Source organism: Streptomyces sp. NBC_00414, from assembly GCF_036038375.1.
Lineage (GTDB): Bacteria > Actinomycetota > Actinomycetes > Streptomycetales > Streptomycetaceae > Streptomyces.
The window spans coordinates 3,372,087-3,394,149 of the sequence record NZ_CP107935.1 but is presented as its reverse complement, the minus strand read 5'-3'; the positions used below and the strand labels follow the sequence as shown (position 1 = coordinate 3,394,149).

Genomic DNA, 22,063 nt, shown 5'->3' with positions numbered 1-22,063 from the left:
AACAGATCGGTCATGCGTTCTTTGCGGGCAGTTCCCGATAAAGATCCTCAAAGCACCCAGGGAGCTCGTCCGTGGCAGCCTTAGCACGTTGGTGTGTCCAGCACCGCCTCGTCGCCCTACTGCTCTGGCTCCTCGCCTTCGGCGGGGTCTCCGCCGCCGCCCTCGTCGCCGGGTCCGCGTACTCGAACGACTACCAGGTGCCGGGCACCGAGTCGGGCCGCGCCACCGAACTGCTCCAGGACAACTTCCCCGGCCTCGGCGGCGACAGTGACACCGTTGTCTGGCACTCCACCCCCGGTACGGTCCGCGCCGCCGACGTCGAGCAGACCATGACCCGCACCCTCGACAGGATCGCCGCGCTGCCCGGGGTGGCCGCGGTCGCCGGCCCCTACGAGGGCCGCGGCTCGGGTCAGATCAGCGAGGACGGGCGTACCGCCTACGCCACGGTGACCTTTCACGACCCGGCCGAGAACATCGACCGGAGCGAGGCCGCGGCGGTCGTCGCCGCCGCGAAGGCCGCCGAGACCGACGGGCTCCAGGTCGAGCTGGGCGGCCAGGCCATCGCCCTCACCGAGTCCTCCGGCGGGCACCTCGCCGAGATCGTCGGAGTGGCCGTCGCCGCGGTGGTGCTCTTCCTCGCCTTCGGCTCCCTCGCCGCCTCGGCTCTGCCCATCGCCACGGCCCTGGTGAGCGTCGGCACCGCGTACGCGGGAATCGTGCTGCTCGGGCACGTGATGACCGTCGCCGACTTCGCGCCCATGCTCGGCATGCTGATCGGGCTGGGCGTGGGCATCGACTACGCGCTGTTCATAGTCACCAGGCACCGCCGTGGCCTCAAGCGCGGTCTCCCGGTCGCGGAGGCGGCGCGCAACGCGGTGACCACCACCGGGCGCGCGGTCGTCTTCGCGGGCGCCACCGTCTGCATCGCCCTGCTGGGCATGCTGATACTGCGACTCGGCTTCCTGAACGGCGTGGCGATCGCCGCCTCCCTCACCGTCATCCTCACGGTCGCGGCCTCCGTGACCCTGCTGCCCGCGCTGCTCTCCTTCGTCGGCATGCGCGCCCTGAGCCGCCGCGAACGCCGCCGACTGCACGAGCACGGGCCCGAACCCGAGGTCCCCACCGGGCTCGCCGCCCGCTGGTCCGCGTTCGTCGAACGGCATCCCAAACTCCTCGGCGGCGGAGCCCTCGCCGTCATGGCGCTGCTCGCGGTGCCGATGTTCTCGCTGCACCTGGGCACCTCCGACCAGGGCAACAACCCGGAGTCGGCCACCACCCGGCAGGCGTACGACCTGATCGCCGGTGGCACCTCCGGCCCGGAGAACGGGAGCGGGAGCGGCGGGGGAGGGTTCGGGCCGGGTCTGAACGGGCCGCTGACCCTCGTCACAGCCGTCTCCGGCGCCCAGGACCGGCTCGCCCTCGACAACCTCGGCGCCACGCTCCGGGCGACCGAGGGCGTCCGCACCGCGACCCCGGTGACGTACGACAGCGACGGGGACACCGCCTACCTCGTCGTCGTACCTGAGTCCTCGCCGCAGTCCCAGCGGACCAGCGAACTCGTCGACCGGCTGCGTACCGAGGTGCTGCCGCGGGCCGAGACCGGCACCACGCTCGACCTGAAGGTCGGCGGGATCACCGCCGGATACGACGACTTCGCCGACGTCATCGTCGGCAAACTGCCCCTCTTCGTGGGCGTGGTGATCGGCCTGGGCTGCCTCCTGCTGCTGTTCGCCTTCCGTTCCGTCGGCATTCCGCTGAAGGCCGCCGCGATGAACGTCGCGGCCGTGTCGGCCGCCTTCGGAGTCGTCGTCGCGATCTTCCAGTGGGGCTGGGGCAGCGAACTGCTGGGCCTCGGACGGGCGGGGCCGATCGAGCCCTTCCTGCCCGTGATCATGGTCTCCGTGCTCTTCGGGCTCTCCATGGACTACCAGGTGTTCCTGGTCGGCAGGATGTACGAGGAGTGGCTGGAGACCGGTGACAACCGCCGGGCCGTCCGTGTGGGCCTCGCGGAGACCGGCCGGGTGATCAACTCCGCCGCCGTGATCATGATCTCGGTCTTCCTGGCCTTCGTGCTCAGCGGCGACCGCGTCATCGCGATGTTCGGCATCGCGCTGGCCGCCGCCGTCGCCCTCGACGCCTTCGTGCTGCGTACGCTCCTGGTGCCCGCCCTCATGCACCTGCTGGGCGGCGCCAACTGGTGGCTGCCCGGCTGGCTCGACCGGCTCCTGCCGCACCTCAGCATCGAGCCGCCGGAAATCCGTACCGCCGGCCCGGGCCACCGTGCGACGATCCCGGGGGCGCGCGACGACGCGCTCATGGACGCGCTGGTGGACGTACCCATGGACCCGTCCACGGATCTGCCCATGGATCTGCCCATGGATCTGTCCATGGACGTACTCGTGAAGGAGCGGCAGCAGGATGTACGCGATATCCCTGGGTGACGACGGTGCCGAACTGCGGCCTCTGGAGCCGTGGCACGCGGAGGAGTTCCTCGCCCATCTCGACCGTGGGCGAGAGTTCGTCCAGCAGTACATCTCCTTCGGGTCGCGCGCCACGGATGCCGACTCCGCGCGCGAGCTGCTCCAGTCGTTCGCCGACAAGAAGGCCGCCGACACGGGCAGCCTGCACGGGGTGTGGCTGGACGGACTGCTAGTCGGCGGTGTGCTCTTCCGGGTCTTCGACGCGGAGCACGGCACCTGCGAGGTCGGCTGCTGGCTGGAGCCCGCGGCGGCGGGCCGCGGCCTGATCACGCGCGCGGCACGCGTCCTCATCGACTGGGCGGTCGACGAGCGCGGCATCCACCGCGTGGAGTGGTACGCGGCCGTCGCCAACAAGCCCAGCCTGAACGTGGCACGGCGGCTCGGCATGAGCCGCGAGGGCGTCCTCCGGGAGAACTGGCCCCACCGGGGCGTACGGCAGGACACCGAGGTGTGGTCGGTCCTCGCGGGGGAGTGGCGGGCCGCACGCGCGGCTGCCGCCGGACAAGGGGATCTGCCGACCCACGCGTGAGGATCCCGGGATCCTGATCCCGGGATCTTAAAGAAATTCTCAGACAGCGTCCGTACGGTGCGGAGCATGGGAACCAAGACAGAGAACGAGGCCGGAATCGAGACCGGCACCGAGGCACAGCGCGACGACGAGGCCGTGAAGCTCGGCAAGAGCGACGAGAAGAGCGACACGAAGAGCGCGATCGGAGAGGTCGAGGAGGTCACGGACGCCGAGGCGGCCGACGGCCGGGCCGACTCCGAGATCCTGGACGAGGATGAGACCGAGGCCGAGGACGAGCGGGCCGCGGCCGAGGCGGGAGCCGGTTCCGGTGTGGCGATGGGCGCCGCCGCGGTCGTTTCCGCCGGACTGGGCATCGTCTCGCTGACCGGCAGCTGGATGGGCACCATCGCGCAGGCGCGCGACTCGCTGTACGGGCAGCTGGAGACCGCACAGGGCTCGCCCGTCGCCACCCAGATCAAGCAGGTGTACGCCGACTCCTGGAACGCCAACGCCCTGGTCGCCGGCTTCTTCGCGCTGGCCGCGCTGATCGTCGGCGTCGTCGTGCTGGTGCGGCCCGCCTTCGGCAACCCGGACCGGATCCCCGCGCAGTCCCCGTGGGTCAAGTCCGTCGCCTGGGCCGGTGTCTCGCTCGGCGTCATCGGCCTGCTGCTGGCCGCCCTGAAGTACTCCGACGTCCTCCTCGGCATGCCGACCACCACGGGCTGACCGACCGCACGTCCGCAGCACCGCACATCCGCAGAACCGCACGTCCTGAGGGGCCTTAGTCCCGCCGTGAGCCACTTACGGCGGGACTAAGGCCCCTCGTGCGTGCAAGATGCGGAACTCTCCCGATGTGGCGCACCCCCCTTGGAGACGAAGGTTGAGGCATCGCGAACGAGCGAAGCCGAAGGTGACTCACACCGGTCACTCTTCACCGGTCACTCTCCACGAGGGGTACAAGATGTTCGAGTACGAGCTCCAGCAGATCCGTTCCGCGGAAATGATCCGCGCCGCCGACAACTACCGCCTGGCCCGCGAGGCCGCCCGCAGCCGTCGTGCCGCACGCCGTGAGGCCGCGCGATCCGATCTCGACAGTGAGGGGCGGGTGAACGGCCACCGCTCCTCCCGCAGGCCCCGGTTCGCACGCGCCGCATGAGCGCCGGGGCACGGCAGGGCGGCCGCACGGGGGTCGGCCGCCCTGCACCGAACGAGGGCACGGTGACCGCTCTCCCGGTCACGAACCCGCCCCCGACGACCACGGGCCCGTCCGCCACCGCGGCCGGGCCCGAGGCCGTGAACGGGCCCCGGGCAAGCGGAACCCGGGCCGCGGACGGGCCCCGGATAACCAGTGCCGCGGTGTCGGACCCCTGTGCGATGCTCGGCGCTGTGGAGACCAGATCCGTCAGTCCGGTCTTCGTCGGCCGGGCCGACGAACTGGGCGTACTGAACGACGCGCTCGCCCGTGCGGTCGCGGGCGAGCCGCAGGCGTTGCTGCTCGGCGGTGAGGCCGGCGTCGGAAAGACCCGCCTCATCGAGGAGTTCGCGGCGGGCGCCTGCCGCGAGGGCGCCGTCGTGGCGGTCGGCGGCTGCGTCGAGATCGGCGCCGACGGACTGCCCTTCGCGCCCTTCTCCACCGCGCTGCGGGCCCTGCGCCGCCACCTGCCCGACGCACTGGCCGCCGCTTCAGCGGGACAGGAGGAGGAACTGGCCAGGCTGCTGCCCGAACTGGGCGAGAGCGCCCGCGGCCGGCACGGCGAGGACGGCATGGCCCGCCTCTTCGAACTCACCGTCCGCCTCCTGGAACGCGTCGCCGCCGACCGCCCCGTCGTCGTCCTCCTGGAGGACCTGCACTGGGCGGACGCCTCCACCCGCCACCTCCTCGCCTACCTCTTCCGGACCCTGCGCAGCGGTCACCTCCTCGTCGTCGCCACCTACCGCGCCGACGACATCCACCGCCGCCACCCGCTGCGTCCGCTGCTCGCCGAGCTCGACCGGCTGCGCACCGTCCGCCGGATCGAACTCGGCCGCTTCACCCGCACCGAGGTCGGCCGCCAGATCGCCGGAATACTCGGCTCCGAGCCCGAACCGGCCCTGGTGGACGACATCTTCGCCCGCTCCGACGGGAACGCGTTCTTCGTCGAGGAACTGGCCGTCGCCGCCCACTACGGCTGCCGCACCGGCCTCACCGACTCGCTGCGCGATCTGCTCCTGGTCCGCGTCGAGAGCCTGCCCGAGAGCTCCCAGCGGGTCACCAGGATCGTCGCCGAGGGCGGCTCGACCGTGGAGTACCGGCTGCTCGCCGCCGTGGCCAGGCTCTCCGAGGACGACCTCATCGAGGCGCTGCGGGCCGCCGTCGGCGCCAACATCCTGCTCGCGACGCCCGACGGGGACGGCTACCGCTTCCGCCATTCCCTGGTGCGTGAGGCCGTCGGCGACGACCTGCTGCCCGGCGAGCGCTCCCGCCTCAACCGCCGCTACGCGGAAGTCCTGGAGGCCGATCCCTCGCTCGTCCCGGCGGCCGGTGAGCGCGCGGCCCGGCTGGCCAGCCACTGGTACCACGCGCACGACGCCGCGAAGGCCCTGCCCGCCGTCCTCGACGCCTCCGTGGCGGCCCGCCGCCGGCACGCCTACTCGGAGCAGGTACGGCTCCTGGAGCGGGCGATGGAGCTGTGGGACACGGCCCCCGACGCCGTACGCGCCGAACTGCGGACCGGCGACTACACCGAGGCCTATCCGCCCCCACTGCCCGAAGTGCGCGGAGGGGGCGCCGACGGCTGCGACCCGGCGACCACACGGCTGCACTACCTCGACCTGATGGCCGAGGCCGCCGCGGCGGGCCGGTTCTGCGGGGAACGCAGCCGCGCGCTGAAGATAACCAAGCGGGCCCTGCACCTCCTTGAGGACGAGCCGGACCCCCTGCGCGCCGCCTGGTTCTGGATCCAGCGCTCCCGCCTCGTCGAGGGGCAGGGCCTCGGTGACGGCTGGCAGGAACTCGGCACCGCGCAGGACCTCGTCCGGGGGCTGCCGCCGTCCGAGGTGCACGCAGACGTCCTCGCCCACGTCGCCAACTGGCTGATGGTGCACAGGCCCGGCCCGGACGCGCTCCAGGCCGCCGAACGAGCCGTGCAGTACGCCCGCATGGTCGGGGCCCGCGACATCGAGCTGAACGCGCGTCTCACCCTGGGCGGACTCCTGGTCGAGTCGGGCGACATCAGCGCCGGACTCGCCGAGGTGCACGAGGTCAAGGACCGGGCCACGGAACTCGGCGCCGCCTACGTGATGGGCCGCGCCCATGTGAACCTCCCGTCCCACCTGGAGGGCGTCGGCCGCTCCCTGGAAGCCGTCCGCATCCTCCAGGAAGGCGTCGAACTCACCCGCAGATACGGCCTCCTGGACACCGAGGCCTGGGTCTGGGGCAATCTCGGCGAGTCCCTCTTCTCACTGGGCCGCTGGGACGAGGCCGCCGAGGCCGGATACAACTCGGAGCGCGTCGGCCAGAGCGCCAAGCCCCGGGGCTTCCGCACGATGCTCCACGCCCGCCTCCATCTCGCCCGGGGCGACCTGGCCGCCGCGCGCGAGCAACTGGCCGAGGCGCGCGGCCACTTCGGCACCCACGACGCCGTACCCCAGAACGCGCTGCCCCTGACCACCCTCGCCATCGGCATCGCCGCGGGACAGGGCCGCCTCCTCGACGCCCGCGCGGAACTGGAAGAGGCGCTGGAACTCGGCTTCCCGCCGGGCACCCAGCGCTACGGCTGGCCCCTGCTGCTCGCCGCGGCGACCGCGGAGGCCGACGCCCGCGGACTGCCCACCGTCGAACCGGGGCGCGCCGGACTCGTCGAGCGCCTGCGCAGGACCACGGAGTCCTTCACCACGAACGTGCCCGTGTGGCAGGCGCACGAACGCTGGGTGCGCGCCGAACTGCGGCGTGCCGAGGACCGGGACACCCCGGACGACTGGTCCGAGGCGGTCGCGGCCTTCGAACCGCTGGAGCGCCCGTACGACCTGGCGCGCGTCCGGTACCGGCTCGCGGAGGCCCTGCTGGGTTCCGGCGGCACGGAGGAGGAGCGGTGCCGCGCCACCGAGCTGCTGCGGCTGGCCCGGGCCGTCGCCGACCACCTCGGCGCACGGCCGCTCGCCGACGCCGTCGACCGGCTCGCGCAGCGGGCCCGTCTCACGCTCGCCCTGGCGCCCGGCCGGACCCCTCTCGCGCCCGCCGACCCGGCCGAGGCGCTCGGCCTCACCAGCCGCGAGCGGGACGTCCTGCGCCTGGTGGCCGTCGGCCGCAGCAACCGCCAGATCGCCGAGGAGCTCTTCATCTCCCCGAAGACGGCCAGCGTCCACGTCTCGAACATCCTGGCCAAGCTCGGCGTCTCCGGCCGGGGCGAGGCCGCGGCCGTGGCACACCGGATGCGGCTGTTCCCACCGGAAACCGCTGCCGCCGTCCGCTCGACCGGACGAGCCGGATGAGTTCCACGAGGTGAGGTCTACGCTGTAAGAGACGCTGGGCCGAGGGAGGCGCCGTGTTCAACATGATCGAGAACCTCTTCGCACCGGGACGCAAGCACACCGAGGAGGAGAACAAGCGGCTGGAACTGACCCGCGTGGATCTGAACGACGGTGACCCCGGCCGGGGACCCATAGATCTGACCTCGGGCAAGGTGGTCGTACGCGTCCCGGCGCAGCCCGCGGGGGAGCCCGTGGGGGACCAGGACGCCCCGGCCGACCAGGACGACCGGCAGGACCCGGAAGCCCCCGCTTAGGCGTCCGAGTTCACTTCACCCGCAGTTCCAGGATCCGGTCGTCCCCGCTGCCCGGCGTGCCCCGTCCGTCCGTCTCGCTCGTGACCAGCCACAGCTTGTCACCGCCCGCCGCGACCACCGTGCGCAAGCGGCCGTGGTCGCCCCGCAGGAAGGCCTGGGGATCCGCCGACTCCTCGGTGCCCTTCAGCGGGATGCGCCACAGCCGCTTGCCGCGCAGGCCCGCCATCCAGACGGAACCCTCCGCGTAGGCGATACCGCTGGGAGAGGCCTCGTCGGTGCTCCACTGGTCGATCGGGCTCTCGTACCCGGAGTCGTCGGACTTGCCCTCCACGTCCGGCCAGCCGTAGTTGCCGCCAGGCTTGATGTGGTTCAGCTCGTCCCAGGTGTCCTGGCCGAACTCCGAGGCGAACAGACGCTGCTTCTTGTCCCAGGCCAGGCCCTGCACATTGCGGTGCCCGTAGGAGTAGACGGGCGAGTCGAAGGGGTTGCCCGGTGCAGGTTCGCCCTCCGGGGTCAGACGGAGGATCTTGCCGCCCGTCGACTTCTTGTCCTGGGCCAGCTCGGTGACGTAGGTCTCGCCCGTGCCCACGTACAGCATCTTGTCCGGGCCGAAGGCGATACGGCCGCCGTTGTGGTTCGTGCCCTTGGGGATGCCCCGGAACACCGTGTCGGGCGCGCCCAGCCGCTCACCGGCCGGCCTCTTCGCGTCGTACTGCATGCGCACGATGCGGTTGTCCGAGTCCGAGGTGAAGTACGCGTAGACCATGTGGTCCGACGCGTAGGTCGGGGAGAGGGCCAAACCCATCAGGCCGCCCTCGCCGCCGGGGGCGACGCCGGGCACCGAGCCCACTTCCGTCTTCTTCCCGGTCTTCTCGTCGACCAGGGTGATCGTCCCCTCGTCGCGCGAGGACACCAGGAGGCCGCCCTCGGGCAGGGGCGCCAGTCCCCAGGGTGTCTTGAGGCCCTCGGTGACGGTCCGCACGACCTTCACGGAGCCCTTGGCGGGCGGTGTCTCCTCGGCCGCCCGCTCGGAGGCCGGGGCCGAGGAACCGGCCTCAGGACTCACCCAGGGCGTGCTCCCGCCGCCGTCCGAACTCCCCCCGTCGTCCGAGGAGCACCCGGCCGTCAGCAGGAGCGTGGCTGCGGCCAACACGGCCGTCACAGCTCGACGTTGCACGATGCAGGATCCCTTCGACGCGGCAGGTTCTACTTTTCATACACCGCCCGGGCCTCCCGGGTTCCCGATCACGGACACCGAATCGCCGGACCCCCGCCCGAACCGGGCGATTCGGGACCGGGACCACGGCTCGGCCGGGGCCCGGCTCGGTCCCGTGACTCCGACCCGGTCCCGTGACTCCGACCCGGTCCCATCAGCCCGGCTCAGTCCCAGGACCCCAGTGCCGAAGGCAGCTCCGCCACCTCGGCGAGGTCCTCCGCCGTCAGCCGCAGCCCGGCCGCCGCCGCGTTCTCCGCGGCCCAGCACTCCCGTTTGGTCCCGGGCACCGGAACCACCTGCCGCCCGCGCGACAGCACCCACGCGAGAGCCACCTGCGCGGGAGTGACGACGGCGCCCTCCGCCGCGGCCGAGTGACGGGCCGCGATGCGCCGCAGTCCGACGACGATCGGCTGGTTCGCGGCCATCATCTCGGCGGTGAAACGAGGATGCCGGGCCCGGAGGTCGTCGGGTTCGAACCCCTCGCCCGGAGTGAGCGTCCCGGTCAGGAAGCCGTTGCCGAGCGGCATCGCCGCGAGGAAGCCGACCCCTCGCGCCTCGCACCACGGCAACAGGTCCTCCAGCGCCTCGGGCGACCACACCGACAGCTCGGCCTCCACCGCGCTCACCGGGAAGACCTGCTGCACCCGCTCCAGCTTCCGTATCGTCCCGTCGTGCAGCCGGGCCCCCGGCCTGCGGCCGGAGCGGGCACCCACCGCGCACAGCCCGAGCGCCCGCACCTTCCCCGCCGAGACGAGCTCCGCCATCGCGCCCCAGGTCTCCTCGACCGGCACCTCGGGGTCCTCGCGGTGCAGTTGGTAGAGGTCTATGACATCCGTCTGCAGCCGGCGCAGCGAGGCGTCGCACGCCCGCTTCACATAGCCGGGACGGCCGTTGGCCACGATGTGCTGATCACCCACCAGCAGGCCCACCTTGGTGGACACGAAGGCCTCCGCACGCCGCCCCTTCAGCGCGCGCCCCACCAGCAGCTCATTGGTGAACGGCCCGTACATGTCGGCGGTGTCGAGGAGCGTGGCGCCCCGGTCGAGCGCCGCGTGCACGGTCCGCAGCGATTCGCCGCCCCGCTGCCGCGAACCCGAGTAGGCCCAGTTCATCGGCATGCACCCGAGCCCGACAGCCCCGACCTCCAGCGCCGCCGCCCCGATAGTCCTGCGCTCCACGTGGCCGTGCCCTCCCTCTACTGGCACCCCAAACTAACCTCTGCGTCCACGGGCGCTTCGCATAGCCTCCTGACCATGACGTACGAAGTGTGGCTCCCGTTTCCCCCGGACGAACTCGACGGCCTGCCCGCGGGCCCCGACTACCGCTACTGGAACGGCGAGGAGGACTTTCCCGCCGACCCCGCCGACTGCGCCTTCTACGTCGTGCCCTACATGAAGGGCGGCGACATCTCCGTGCGGCCCATGGCCGACATGACCTCCGTGAAGGTCGTGCAGACCCTGTCGGCCGGTATCGACCACGTTCAGCCGGGACTCGAACTGCTGCCCAGAGGCGTGCAGTTGTGCAACGCGCGCGGTGTGCACGACGCGAGCACCGCCGAACTCACCCTCACCCTGATCCTCGCCTCGCTGCGCGGCATCCCCGACTTCGTCCGCGGGCAGGACCGCGAGGAGTGGCGGTCGGGGTTCCGTCCCGCGCTCGCCGACAAGAACGTTCTGATCGTCGGCTACGGAGCGGTGGGCTCGGCCATCGAGGACCGGCTCACTCCGTTCGAGCTCGCGCGGGTGGCGCGCGTCGCGCGCTCCGCACGTGAGACCGCGCGCGGCCCCGTGCATCCGATTACCGCCCTGCCCGAGCTCCTCCCGGAAGCCGATGTGGTGGTGCTCATCACGCCCCTCACCGAGCAGACGAAAGGCCTGGCCGGCGCCGATTTCCTGGCCCGCATGAAGGACGGGGCGCTCCTCGTGAACGTGGCCCGCGGCGGTGTCGTCGACACCAAGGCGCTCCTCGCCGAGCTGGAGAGCGGCCGGCTCCGGGCGGCGCTGGACGTCACCGACCCCGAACCGCTGCCGCCGGGGCACCCCCTGTGGCACGCGCCGGGCGTGCTCATCAGCCCTCATGTGGGCGGCCCGACCTCCGCGTTCTTCCCACGGGCCCAGCGGCTTCTCGTGGACCAGTTGAACCGTTTCGTGAACCGGGAGCCACTGCAGAACGTGGTCCTTACGACGGGCTCGTAGTCCTCCTCGCTCCCGGCCGCGCGCACGAAGGGCACTCGCGGGTACCCTCCGCAGTCCCTCGAATGCGCGCCGTGTCCATATCCCCGCTGGTCGTCACGGAGCGTAGAGGAACTATGTCCCTGAGTGACGAGACTGGTGTATCGTCCCGACAGGGGCTGCGCCACGCACCATCCGGCGCCGGGGATCGAAAGACAGCAACAGCGAGGGGGGCGACGGGCGATGCACGGCCTATGGACCAACGATCCGACGCGACGGGGTCGCCGACGGCGACCCTGGTGTCCACCCGCGCGCAGATGCGGCCACAGCGGCCACCACCACCGCCGGCCGAGCGGTCGCAAGCGTCACGCACATCCGGCACACCGGGACCAGAGGGACTCGGGGGCGGCTCGGCCCGGAGAGACACAGTGAGCTCCCCGGGGGCGGTGCTGGCCCGCGGCCAGGTCACCGGGGGCGGGTCGGGCATGGTCCCGCAGCTCGTGCTCGCCCTGCTGTGCGCGGGATACGCCGTCGGTTCCGCGCTCGGCTGGGGCTCACCACGACTGGCCCTGATCATGGGCGACTTCGGGCTGAGCGCGGCGGCCGCCACCGCGGCCGTCTCCTGCTTCCTCTGCGCCCGCACCCGGCGCAGCCGCTTTCGACCCGCATGGCTGCTCTTCTCGCTCTCCTCCGCGATGGCGGCGGTGGGCAACCTCGTCTGGGGCTGGTACGAGGTCGTCCTGGAAAGCCCGGTGCCCAGTCCGAGCTACGCCGACCTGTTCTTCCTGTGCTTCGCGCCGCCGGCCATCGTGGGACTGCTCGTCCTCGCCAAACGGCCGGTGAGCAAGGCCGGGTGGGTCTGTCTGGGCCTCGACGCCTGGCTGATCGGCGGCTCGCTGCTCACGCTCTCCTGGAGTCTCGCGCTCGCCCAGGCGGCGAAGGCGGAGGGGCCGAGCGTTCCCCACACCGCGCTGTCGCTCGCGTATCCGCTGCTCGACATCGCTCTCGTGAGCATGGTGCTCGCACTGCACTTCAGGCGGTCGGCGGTGAACCGCTCCGCGGTGAACACCGCGATCGGGGCGCTGGCCCTGACCGTGATGTGCGACGCCCTGTTCACCTCGCCACTGCTCCACAACGACTACCGCTCAGGGCAACTGCTCGACGCCGGCTGGTTCGCCGGCTCACTGCTGCTGGCCTACGCCCCCTGGGTGGGGCAACGACACGGACACATGGAAGAAGAGGGGCGCACGCGCGTGGTGTACGGCTACGTGCCCGGGCCCCGGCAGGGACAGCCGGCACACGTGCCCCTCCAGGAAGGAGGTCACAGTCGGTATCCGGTCAGTCGGCCCATCACCAGTTCACTGGCGGCGCTCACTCCTTACCTGGCCGCCGCCGTCTGCACGCTGGGGATCCTCTACAACGTGCTCAACGGCCGCAGCGTCGACCGCGTGGTGCTCGTCACCGGGGGCACGGTCGTGCTCGCCCTCGTCGTGCGCCAGGGCATCATGCTCATCGACAACATCACCCTCACCCAGGAACTGGCCCAGAAGGAGAACCACTTCCGCTCCCTGGTGCAGGGTTCCAGCGACGTCATCATGATCGCCGCACCGAACGGCATCCTCCGGTACGTCAGCCCGGCCGCGGCCGGGGTCTACGGACGCCCCGCCGAGGAACTGGTCGGTTCCGAACTCGCCACGCTGATCCACCCGGAGGACCTGGGCTCCGTGGTGCACGAAGTGCGCCGCTTCCTCGCCGCCGATCCCGAGGAGGAACCCACCACCCGCATAGAGTGCCGCTTCAGGTCAGGCGGGGGCACCTCCCGTTCGGGCGACGCCGGGAGCGGAGGAGGCTGGCTCAACGTCGAGTCGACCGTCAACCGCCACCACGGCGGCCTCATCTTCAACAGCCGTGACGTGACCGAGCGGGTGCGCCTGCAGGCCCAGTTGCAGCACAACGCCGAACACGACCCGCTCACCGACCTGCCCAACCGCGCCCTGTTCACCAAGCGCGTCGGACAGGCGCTCTCCGGCCGCCGCTCCTCCGACCGCGGCACCGCCGTGCTCTTCATCGACCTCGACGGCTTCAAGGCGGTCAACGACACCATCGGCCACCAGGCCGGCGACGAACTGCTCGTACAGGCCGCCCGCAGGCTCCAGGAAGCGGTCCGCAAGGGGGACACCGCCTCCCGGCTCGGCGGCGACGAGTTCGCGGCCCTGATCGTCGGTGACGGCTCCCGCGACCGCACCGCGCGCGAGCGCCACATCTTCGAACTCGCCGACCGGCTGCGTACGACCCTGTCGCAGCCGTACCTCATCGACGGCAACGATGTCCGGGTCGCCGCCTCCATCGGGGTGTCCTTCTCCGAGCCGGGCCTGGGCGCCGGCGAACTGCTGCGCAACGCCGACCTGGCGATGTACCGCGCGAAGGCGGCGGGCAAGGGCCGCGTCGAGTTGTACGTGCCACAGATGCAGCAGGACGTGGTCCGGAAGGCGGAGCTGGCCACCAGGCTGCGCGCCGCCCTGCACGACGGCGAGTTCGCACTGCTGCACCAGCCCGTGGTCTCCCTGGAGACCGGCCGGATCACGGCGGTGGCCGCGCAGGCACGCTGGCGCTCGGCCCAGGGAGTGCTGTTCACGCCCGCCGAGTTCCTGCGGGTCGCCGAGGACAGCGACCGCACCGCCGAACTCGGCCGCTGGATGCTGGAGGAGGCCGTCGAACAGGCCGCCGAGCGCGCGGCCACCGGGCACGCGGTGCCCGTGGCCGTCCGCATGACCGCCCGCCGACTCCTCGACCGCTCCATGCCACTGGGTTCCGTGGAGGCCCTGCTCACCCGGCACGGACTGCCCTCGGGCGCCCTGATCGTGGAACTGGCCGAAACGGACCCCAAGGTCTCCCTGGACGAGCTGGAGCGCCGCCTGAAAGCGCTCAGGCGGCTCGGTGTCCGGATCGCCCTGGAAGGCTTCGGCAGTGGCTACGCGACGATCACCGCGCTGCGCCGCCTGCCCGTCGACGTACTGAAACTGGACCGCGGTCTGGTCGAGGGCGTCGTCGAGTCCGCCCGGCTGCACAAGATCACCAGTGGACTGCTGCGGATCGCCAACGATCTGGGGCTGCAGTCCGTGGCCGACGGCGTGGATCTGCCCGAGCAGGTCATCGCCCTGCGCTCGATGGGCTGCACCCACGGCCAGGGCGTGGCCTTCTCCGGACCGCTGGACGAGTACCGAATGCGCCGGGCGCTCGTCACGGGCGTCTACGCCGTGCCCCACGGCCCCGTCGAGCCCGTCTTCGCTGGAGGTGGTGGTAGCGGCGTCTTCGCAGGTGGGGGCACCAGTGCGTACGCGTCAGGGATCGCCTCGGGAGGGTACGGAACCGGTACCGCGCTCCGCTCACATAATGAGACTCCCGTCCCACCCACTTGACACGCACTGCGTGCCGGGGGGAGGGTCTGTGCCATGCGCACCCGAATTCTCGTACTTGGAAAGCGCGTCGGCTGAGCTGGGAAACACCGGATCGATGACCCGGAAGTCCCCGCTACCGCACCCGACGCGCTCCCCTCGCCTGCCTCACGGCACGAGGGGTTTTTTGTTGCACCAGTGACTGTCGATCAGTAACCGCACACCGCATAAAACTCGCAAAAACCCTCAGCATCGAGAAGAGAATGCCGATGACCGAGCAGGCCACCGGGGGCCACCACCCGCAGCCGCGGCCCCGTTCCGGAGGACAGCAGTCCGCCCCTGAGCAGGTGACGGGAGCACAGTCCCTCGTCCGCTCTCTTGAGGAGGTCGGGGCCGAGACGGTATTCGGCATTCCCGGCGGCACCATCCTCCCGGCGTACGACCCGCTGATGGACTCCAAGCGGGTGCGGCACGTGCTGGTCCGCCACGAGCAGGGCGCGGGTCACGCGGCCACCGGATACGCGCAGGCCACCGGCAAGGTCGGAGTGTGCATGGCGACGTCCGGGCCGGGCGCCACCAACCTGGTCACCCCGATCGCGGACGCCCACATGGACTCCGTGCCGCTGGTCGCGATCACCGGGCAGGTCGTGTCCAAGGCGATCGGTACGGACGCCTTCCAGGAGGCGGACATCGTCGGCATCACCATGCCGATCACCAAGCACAGTTTCCTGGTCACCAAGGCGGAGGACATCCCCCAGGCGATCGCGCAGGCGTTCCACATCGCCTCCAGCGGCCGCCCGGGACCGGTCCTGGTCGACATCCCCAAGGACATCCTCCAGGCCAGGACCACCTTCTCCTGGCCGCCGGTCATGGACCTGCCCGGCTACCGCCCGGTGACCAAGCCGCACGCCAAGCAGATCCGCGAGGCGGCCCGGCTGATCACCCAGGCGAAGCGGCCCGTCCTCTACGTCGGCGGCGGCGTCATCAAGTCGGGTGCCACCGCCGAACTGAAGGTCCTCGCAGAACTCACCGGAGCGCCCGTCACCACCACACTGATGGCGCTCGGCGCATTCCCCGACAGCCACCGCCTGCACGTGGGAATGCCGGGCATGCACGGTGCGGTCACCGCCGTCACCGCGCTGCAGAAGGCCGACCTGATCGTCGCCCTCGGAGCCCGCTTCGACGACCGCGTCACCGGCAAGCTGGACAGCTTCGCCCCGTACGCGAAGATCGTCCACGCCGATATCGACCCGGCCGAGATCGGCAAGAACCGCGCCGCCGACGTGCCGATCGTCGGAGACGCCCGCGAGGTCATCGCGGATCTGATCCAGGCCGTGCAGAAGGAGCACAGCGAGGGCCACGCGGGCGACTACACCGCCTGGTGGACGGACCTCGACCGCTGGCGCGAGACGTATCCGCTGGGTTACGAGCAGCCCGACAACGGCTCGCTCTCCCCGCAGAAGGTCATCGAGCGCATCGGACAGCTCGCCCCGGAGGGCACGGTCTTCACGGCGGGCGTCGGCCAGCACCAGATGTGGGCCGCGCAGTTCATCGAGTACGAGAAGCCGTCGACCTGGCTGAACTCCGGCGGCGCCGGGACCATGGGGTACGCGGTGCCGGCCGCGATGGGCGCCAAGGCCGGCGTGCCGGACCGTACGGTCTGGGCGATCGACGGCGACGGCTGCTTCCAGATGACCAATCAGGAACTCACCACCTGCGCCCTGAACAACATCCCGATCAAGGTCGCCATCATCAACAACGGCGCCCTCGGGATGGTCCGCCAGTGGCAGAGCCTCTTCTACAACCAGCGGTACTCCAACACCGTGCTGCACTCCGGTCCCGGCGCCGACGGCAAGCAGCCGAGCGCGGGCACCCGCGTCCCCGACTTCGTGAAGCTGTCGGAGGCCATGGGCTGCTACGCGATCCGCTGTGAGTCGCCGGACGATCTGGACAAGGTCATCGAAGAGGCGAACTCGATCAACGACCGGCCCGTCGTGATCGACTTCATCGTCCACGAGGACGCCATGGTGTGGCCGATGGTCGCCGCCGGCACCTCGAACGACGAGATCCTGGCCGCCCGGGACGTCCGCCCCGACTTCGGCGACAACGAAGACGACTGAGAGCCGTAGGTAAAGGAAGCAGACCCATGTCCAAGCACACGCTCTCCGTCCTGGTGGAGAACAAGCCCGGTGTCCTCGCGCGGATCACCGCCCTGTTCTCCCGCCGCGGCTTCAACATCGACTCGCTGGCGGTCGGTGTCACCGAGCACCCCGACATCTCGCGCATCACCATCGTGGTGAACGTGATCGAGGCGCTGCCGCTCGAACAGGTCACGAAGCAGCTCAACAAGCTCGTCAACGTCCTGAAGATCGTCGAGCTGGAATCGGGCGCGGCCGTTCAGCGCGAACTCGTTCTGGTGAAGGTGCGCGCCGACAACGAGACGCGTTCCCAGATCGTCGAGATCGTCCAGCTGTTCCGCGCCAAGACCGTCGACGTCTCCCCGGAGGCCGTCACCATCGAGGCGACCGGCGGCAGCGACAAGCTGGAGGCCATGCTCAAGATGCTGGAGCCGTTCGGCATCAAGGAGCTCGTCCAGTCCGGCACGATCGCCATCGGCCGCGGCTCCCGCTCGATCACCGACCGGTCGCTGCGGGCGCTGGACCGGTCCGCGTAAGCGATCGAAGTACGACCGGAAACGGGCGGTCGGCGGCCGTCGGCCGCCCGCATTCCGAGACCCCGGAACTTCCCCTCATCCCTCCGGCATACGGTGGGGAGCAACACCTGCACACCAAGGAGAGAACCCAAAGTGGCCGAGCTGTTCTACGACGCTGACGCCGACCTGTCCATCATCCAGGGCCGCAAGGTCGCGGTCATCGGTTACGGCAGTCAGGGCCACGCCCATGCGCTGTCGCTCCGTGACTCGGGCGTCGACGTCCGGGTCGGCCTGCACGAGGGCTCCAAGTCCAAGGCGAAGGCCGAGGAGCAGGGCCTGCGCGTGGTGACCCCCTCGGAGGCCGCCGCCGAGGCCGACGTCATCATGATCCTCGTCCCGGACCCGATCCAGGCCCAGGTCTACGAGGAGTCCATCAAGGACAACCTGAACGACGGCGACGCGCTGTTCTTCGGCCACGGCCTGAACATCCGCTTCGGCTTCATCAAGCCCCCGGCCGGCGTCGACGTCTGCATGGTCGCCCCCAAGGGCCCGGGCCACCTGGTCCGCCGCCAGTACGAGGAGGGCCGCGGCGTTCCGTGTATCGCGGCCGTCGAGCAGGACGCGACCGGCGGCGGCTTCGCGCTTGCCCTCTCGTACGCCAAGGGCATCGGCGGCACCCGCGCCGGCGTCATCAAGACGACCTTCACCGAGGAGACCGAGACCGACCTGTTCGGTGAGCAGGCCGTCCTCTGCGGTGGCACCGCCGCGCTGGTCAAGGCGGGCTTCGAGACGCTGACCGAGGCCGGTTACCAGCCGGAGATCGCGTACTTCGAGTGCATGCACGAGCTGAAGCTCATCGTCGACCTCATGTACGAGGGCGGCCTGGAGAAGATGCGCTGGTCGATCTCCGAGACCGCCGAGTGGGGCGACTACGTCACCGGCCCGCGGATCATCACGGACGCCACCAAGGCCGAGATGAAGAAGGTCCTCGCCGAGATCCAGGACGGCACCTTCGCCCAGGCGTGGATGGACGAGTACCACGGCGGTCTGAAGAAGTACAACGAGTACAAGACCCAGGACGAGAACCACCTCCTGGAGACCACCGGCAAGGAGCTGCGCAAGCTCATGTCGTGGGTCAACGACGACGAGTGACTCCGTCGGTTCGGCCGTGGTACTGGGTTTGCCCTGTGCCACGGCCGTACCTGTATGCCTGAGGTGCTGCCACGGGGCTCTGCCCCGGACCCCGCTCCTCAATCCCCCCACAGCCTTAAGGGCGCGGGGGACCCCCAGGGGCTGAGTGGGGCGCACGCTGGATCCTGCACGTGCGGGTGATCCTTCTGCGGAGGCGCGTGAACACGGCGCGTCGCCACTAGACTGCAGCACTACATACGCGTCGGGCCCACAGCGTCGTGCGTCTTCCACGCGGCAATCCTTCACCGCCTGCGGCCGTCGGGACGGCCGTCCGCAATGGACTTGTGAGGACTCACGTGAGCTCGAAACCTGTCGTACTCATCGCTGAAGAGCTGTCGCCCGCGACCGTCGACGCACTGGGCCCGGACTTCGAGATCCGGCACTGCAACGGCGCGGACCGCGCCGAACTGCTGCCGGCCATCGCCGATGTCGACGCCATTCTGATCCGCTCCGCGACGAAGGTCGATGCCGAGGCCGTCGCCGCCGCGAAGAAGCTGAAGGTCGTCGCACGAGCCGGCGTCGGCCTGGACAACGTCGACGTCTCCGCCGCCACCAAGGCCGGCGTGATGGTCGTCAACGCCCCCACCTCGAACATCGTGACCGCGGCCGAGCTGGCCTGCGGTCTGCTGCTCGCCACCGCCCGCTACATTCCGCAGGCCAACACGGCCCTGAAGAACGGCGAGTGGAAGCGCAGCAAGTACACGGGTGTCGAGCTCGCGGAGAAGACCCTCGGTGTCGTGGGCCTGGGCCGCATCGGCGCGCTCGTCGCCCAGCGCATGTCGGCCTTCGGCATGAAGGTCGTCGCCTACGACCCCTACGTACAGCCCGCGCGGGCCGCGCAGATGGGCGTCAAGGTCCTCTCGCTGGACGAGCTGCTCGAAGTCTCCGACTTCATCACCGTCCACCTGCCGAAGACGCCCGAGACCCTCGGTCTCATCGGCGACGAGGCGCTGCACAAGGTCAAGCCGTCGGTGCGGATCGTCAACGCCGCGCGCGGCGGGATCGTCGACGAGGTCGCGCTGTACTCGGCGCTCAAGGAGGGCCGGGTCGCCGGCGCCGGCCTCGACGTGTACGCGAAGGAGCCCTGCACGGACTCCCCGCTCTTCGAGCTCGACCAGGTCGTCTGCACCCCGCACCTCGGCGCCTCCACGGACGAGGCGCAGGAGAAGGCCGGCATCGCCGTCGCCCGCTCGGTGCGCCTCGCCCTCGCCGGTGAGCTGGTCCCGGACGCGGTGAACGTCCAGGGCGGAGTCATCGCCGAGGACGTCAAGCCCGGTCTGCCGCTCGCCGAGAAGCTCGGCCGCATCTTCACCGCGCTCGCGGGCGAGGTCGCGGTCCGTCTCGACGTCGAGGTGTACGGCGAGATCACCCAGCACGACGTCAAGGTGCTCGAACTCTCCGCGCTCAAGGGTGTCTTCGAGGACGTCGTCGACGAGACCGTGTCGTACGTGAACGCCCCGCTGTTCGCGCAGGAGCGTGGCGTCGAGGTACGGCTGACCACCAGCTCGGAGTCCACGGACCACCGGAACGTGGTCACCGTGCGCGGCACCCTCAGTGACGGCCAGGAGGTCTCGGTCTCCGGAACGCTCGCCGGTCCCAAGCACCACCAGAAGATCGTCGCCGTCGGTGAGTACGACGTGGATCTGGCGCTCGCCGATCACATGGTCGTCCTCAACTACACCGACCGTCCCGGTGTCGTCGGCACGCTCGGCCGGATCCTCGGCGAGGCCGGTATCAACATCGCCGGTATGCAGGTCGCCCGTGCGGACGTCGGGGGCGAGGCGCTGGCCGTCCTCACGGTGGACGACACGGTGCCGCAGCCGGTCCTGACGGAGCTGGCGGAAGAAATCGGCGCGACCCAGGCCCGCTCGGTCAACCTGGTCTGACACCGACCCACCCCGCCCCTGCATGTGGTCCGGCCCCGGTGAGGGCTGGCCGCGCAGTTCCCCGCGCCCCTGAGTACCTAGGGGCGCGGGGAACTGCGCAGCGGGGGTGCGGGGGCGGAGCCCCTGCTTCAGTGACGGGAACGGGTAGGGGCGGCGGGGGCGAAAACCCTGGCGTTCAGGCGCAGACCTTTTCCCGTTCGGGGGACTGCAGCTGAGGTGCGGCCACCTGGCGCAGGGTTACCGCCGCCAGGACCGCCGCGCCCAGCAGAAGCAGCGTCCCCGCGACCGCCGCCGCCTGCATCCCACTGGTGAAGGCCTCGCGCGCGGCGACAGCTAGCGCGTCCCCCGCCCGCGAGGGCAACCGCTGGGCCTCGGCAAGGGCCGCCCCCAGCGTCTCGTGCGCCCCGCCCGCCGCCGAGGACGGCATCTCGTGCCGATACACCGCCGTGCCGATCGACCCCAGCAGCGCCATCCCCAGCGCCCCGCCGAACTCCGCGCCGGTCTCCAGCACCGAGGACGCGGTCCCCGCCTGCTGAGCCGGGACGGTGCCCAGCGCCAGGTCCATCATCTGGGACATCACGGTGACGATCCCGGAGGCGATGACGCCCGCCGCCGCGAGCACCAGCCACATCGAGTCCGTACCGGCGGCCGTGAGCATTCCGTATCCGCAGGCGGCGAGGACGAAGCCGCCCGCGACGACGTACGCCCGGTTCACCCCCCGTTGTACGAGCCCCGCGGCGACCGGAGCGGCGACGCCGACCAGCACGGTGGGCAGCAGCGCCCACAGCGCGGCCTCCATGGAGCTCTTGCCGAGCACCGACTGGAGGTACTGCGTGGTGAAGAACGCCGAGCCCATCATGGCGAACGACGACAGCAGGTTCAGTGTGACGGCGGGTGAGAAGCCCCGGCCGCGGAAGAGCGCGGGCGGCAGCATCGGCGACTCGACGGTCCGCTGGCGGTGCACGAAGAGCGCGGCGAAGAGCAGGCCGACGGTCACCGAGACGACGTAACGGACGTTCCAGCCCTCCGAGGGGATCTCCTTGATCCCGTAGATCACCGGCAGGACGGCGGCCATGGACAGCGGCACGCTCAGCAGGTCGAAGCGGCCCGGCGCCGGATTCCTGGACTCCGGGAGGAGGAACGGGCCGAGGACCAGCAGGAGCGCCATCGCGGGCAGGTTCACCAGGAACACCGAGCCCCACCAGAAGTGCTCGACGAGGACTCCGCTCATCACCGAGCCGAGCGCGACGCCGCCCGTCATCACCGCGGACCACATGCCGATCGCCTTGGAGCGCCGGCCCGGGTCCGTGAAGAGCGTGCGGATCATCGCCAGGGTGGACGGCATCAGGGTCGCGCCGCCGATGCCGAGCACCGCGCGCGCCGCGATCAGCGTCTCCGCGCTGTTCGCGTACGCGGCGACCAGTGAGGCGGCGCCGAAGGCGGCGGCTCCGACCAGGAGCAGCTTGCGACGGCCGATCCGGTCGCCGAGCGAGCCCATCGTCATCAGCAGCCCGGCGAGCACGAAGGCGTACATGTCGAAGATCCACAGCTGCTGGGTGCCGCTCGGCTCCAGGTCGGCGCTGATCTGGGGGATCGCGAAGTAGAGGACCGAGACGTCCATGGAGACCAGGAGCAGCGGCAGCATCAGAACGCCGAGGGCGGTCCATTCGCGACGGCCGGCGCGGGTTCCGGCAGGCGGTGCGGCATCGGTTTCCGGGCTCGTGGGGCCCTTGGAATTCGTCATGCCTCGGACTGTACGGGCGTATAAAACGTGTGTCTAGTACGGTTGTGTAATACGTG

15 protein-coding genes are annotated in these 22,063 nt (G+C 70.7%); 12 read left to right on the top strand and 3 right to left on the bottom strand.

The features are described 5' to 3' along the window. Positions 1-71: 71 nt before the first annotated feature. From OHS59_RS14385 to OHS59_RS14360, 6 genes are all read left to right on the top strand, one after another. A complete protein-coding gene (locus OHS59_RS14385; protein WP_328493793.1) occupies positions 72-2,441 on the top strand; it encodes an MMPL family transporter in 2,370 nt (789 codons plus the stop codon). Next, positions 2,419-3,009 carry a GNAT family N-acetyltransferase gene (locus OHS59_RS14380; RefSeq protein WP_328493792.1) on the top strand — a complete coding sequence of 197 codons (591 nt, stop codon included), beginning with the start codon at positions 2,419-2,421 and terminating at the stop codon, positions 3,007-3,009. Before OHS59_RS14385 ends, OHS59_RS14380 begins: the two co-directional genes overlap by 23 nt. Before the next feature lie 66 nt (positions 3,010-3,075). Further along, on the top strand, positions 3,076-3,714 hold the full coding sequence (locus OHS59_RS14375) for a hypothetical protein (protein ID WP_328493791.1): 639 nt from the start codon (positions 3,076-3,078) through the stop codon (positions 3,712-3,714). A gap of 235 nt (positions 3,715-3,949) precedes the next feature. Beyond that, positions 3,950-4,144: a hypothetical protein gene (locus OHS59_RS14370; protein WP_328493790.1), complete on the top strand. Its 195-nt coding sequence runs from the start codon at positions 3,950-3,952 to the stop codon at positions 4,142-4,144. A 218-nt stretch (positions 4,145-4,362) separates the two neighbouring features. After that, a complete protein-coding gene (locus OHS59_RS14365) occupies positions 4,363-7,458 on the top strand; it encodes a helix-turn-helix transcriptional regulator (RefSeq protein ID WP_328499202.1) in 3,096 nt (1,031 codons plus the stop codon). A gap of 62 nt (positions 7,459-7,520) precedes the next feature. Continuing rightward, entirely contained in the window at positions 7,521-7,751 is a 231-nt protein-coding gene (locus tag OHS59_RS14360; protein WP_443061631.1) for a DUF6191 domain-containing protein, read from the top strand. Between the two features lie 10 nt (positions 7,752-7,761). On the opposite strand, the gene OHS59_RS14355 is transcribed toward OHS59_RS14360, so the two are convergent. After that, on the bottom strand, positions 7,762-8,913 hold the full coding sequence (locus OHS59_RS14355; RefSeq protein WP_328493788.1) for a PQQ-dependent sugar dehydrogenase: 1,152 nt from the start codon (positions 8,911-8,913) through the stop codon (positions 7,762-7,764). Positions 8,914-9,131: 218 nt separating this feature from the next. Further along, positions 9,132-10,145 (bottom strand): aldo/keto reductase, encoded by a 1,014-nt coding sequence (locus OHS59_RS14350; RefSeq protein ID WP_328493787.1) that lies wholly within the window; start codon positions 10,143-10,145, stop codon positions 9,132-9,134. A 75-nt stretch (positions 10,146-10,220) separates the two neighbouring features. On the opposite strand from OHS59_RS14350, the gene OHS59_RS14345 reads away from it, so the two are divergent. The 6 genes from OHS59_RS14345 (at position 10,221) to serA (ending at position 20,263) form a co-directional block, all read left to right on the top strand. Then, the gene (locus OHS59_RS14345; protein WP_328493786.1) at positions 10,221-11,162 is read left to right on the top strand and encodes a 2-hydroxyacid dehydrogenase; all 942 of its coding nucleotides are present in this window, start codon (positions 10,221-10,223) and stop codon (positions 11,160-11,162) included. A 461-nt stretch (positions 11,163-11,623) separates the two neighbouring features. Continuing rightward, positions 11,624-14,557: a putative bifunctional diguanylate cyclase/phosphodiesterase gene (locus tag OHS59_RS14340; RefSeq protein WP_328499201.1), complete on the top strand. Its 2,934-nt coding sequence runs from the start codon at positions 11,624-11,626 to the stop codon at positions 14,555-14,557. 239 nt (positions 14,558-14,796) lie between these two features. Continuing rightward, positions 14,797-16,653 (top strand): acetolactate synthase large subunit, encoded by a 1,857-nt coding sequence (locus tag OHS59_RS14335; protein ID WP_328493785.1) that lies wholly within the window; start codon positions 14,797-14,799, stop codon positions 16,651-16,653. Positions 16,654-16,679: 26 nt separating this feature from the next. Then, positions 16,680-17,207, top strand: coding sequence for an acetolactate synthase small subunit (gene ilvN, locus OHS59_RS14330; RefSeq protein ID WP_328493784.1), 528 nt, complete (start codon positions 16,680-16,682; stop codon positions 17,205-17,207). Between the two features lie 132 nt (positions 17,208-17,339). Then, the gene (gene ilvC / locus OHS59_RS14325; RefSeq protein ID WP_328493783.1) at positions 17,340-18,338 is read left to right on the top strand and encodes a ketol-acid reductoisomerase; all 999 of its coding nucleotides are present in this window, start codon (positions 17,340-17,342) and stop codon (positions 18,336-18,338) included. 335 nt (positions 18,339-18,673) lie between these two features. Next, positions 18,674-20,263, top strand: coding sequence for a phosphoglycerate dehydrogenase (gene serA / locus OHS59_RS14320; RefSeq protein WP_328493782.1), 1,590 nt, complete (start codon positions 18,674-18,676; stop codon positions 20,261-20,263). Between the two features lie 175 nt (positions 20,264-20,438). Here serA and OHS59_RS14315 read toward each other — a convergent pair whose 3' ends face one another. After that, positions 20,439-22,007, bottom strand: a complete 1,569-nt coding sequence (locus OHS59_RS14315; RefSeq protein WP_328493781.1) for an MFS transporter — start codon at positions 22,005-22,007, stop codon at positions 20,439-20,441. Positions 22,008-22,063 lie beyond the last annotated feature (56 nt).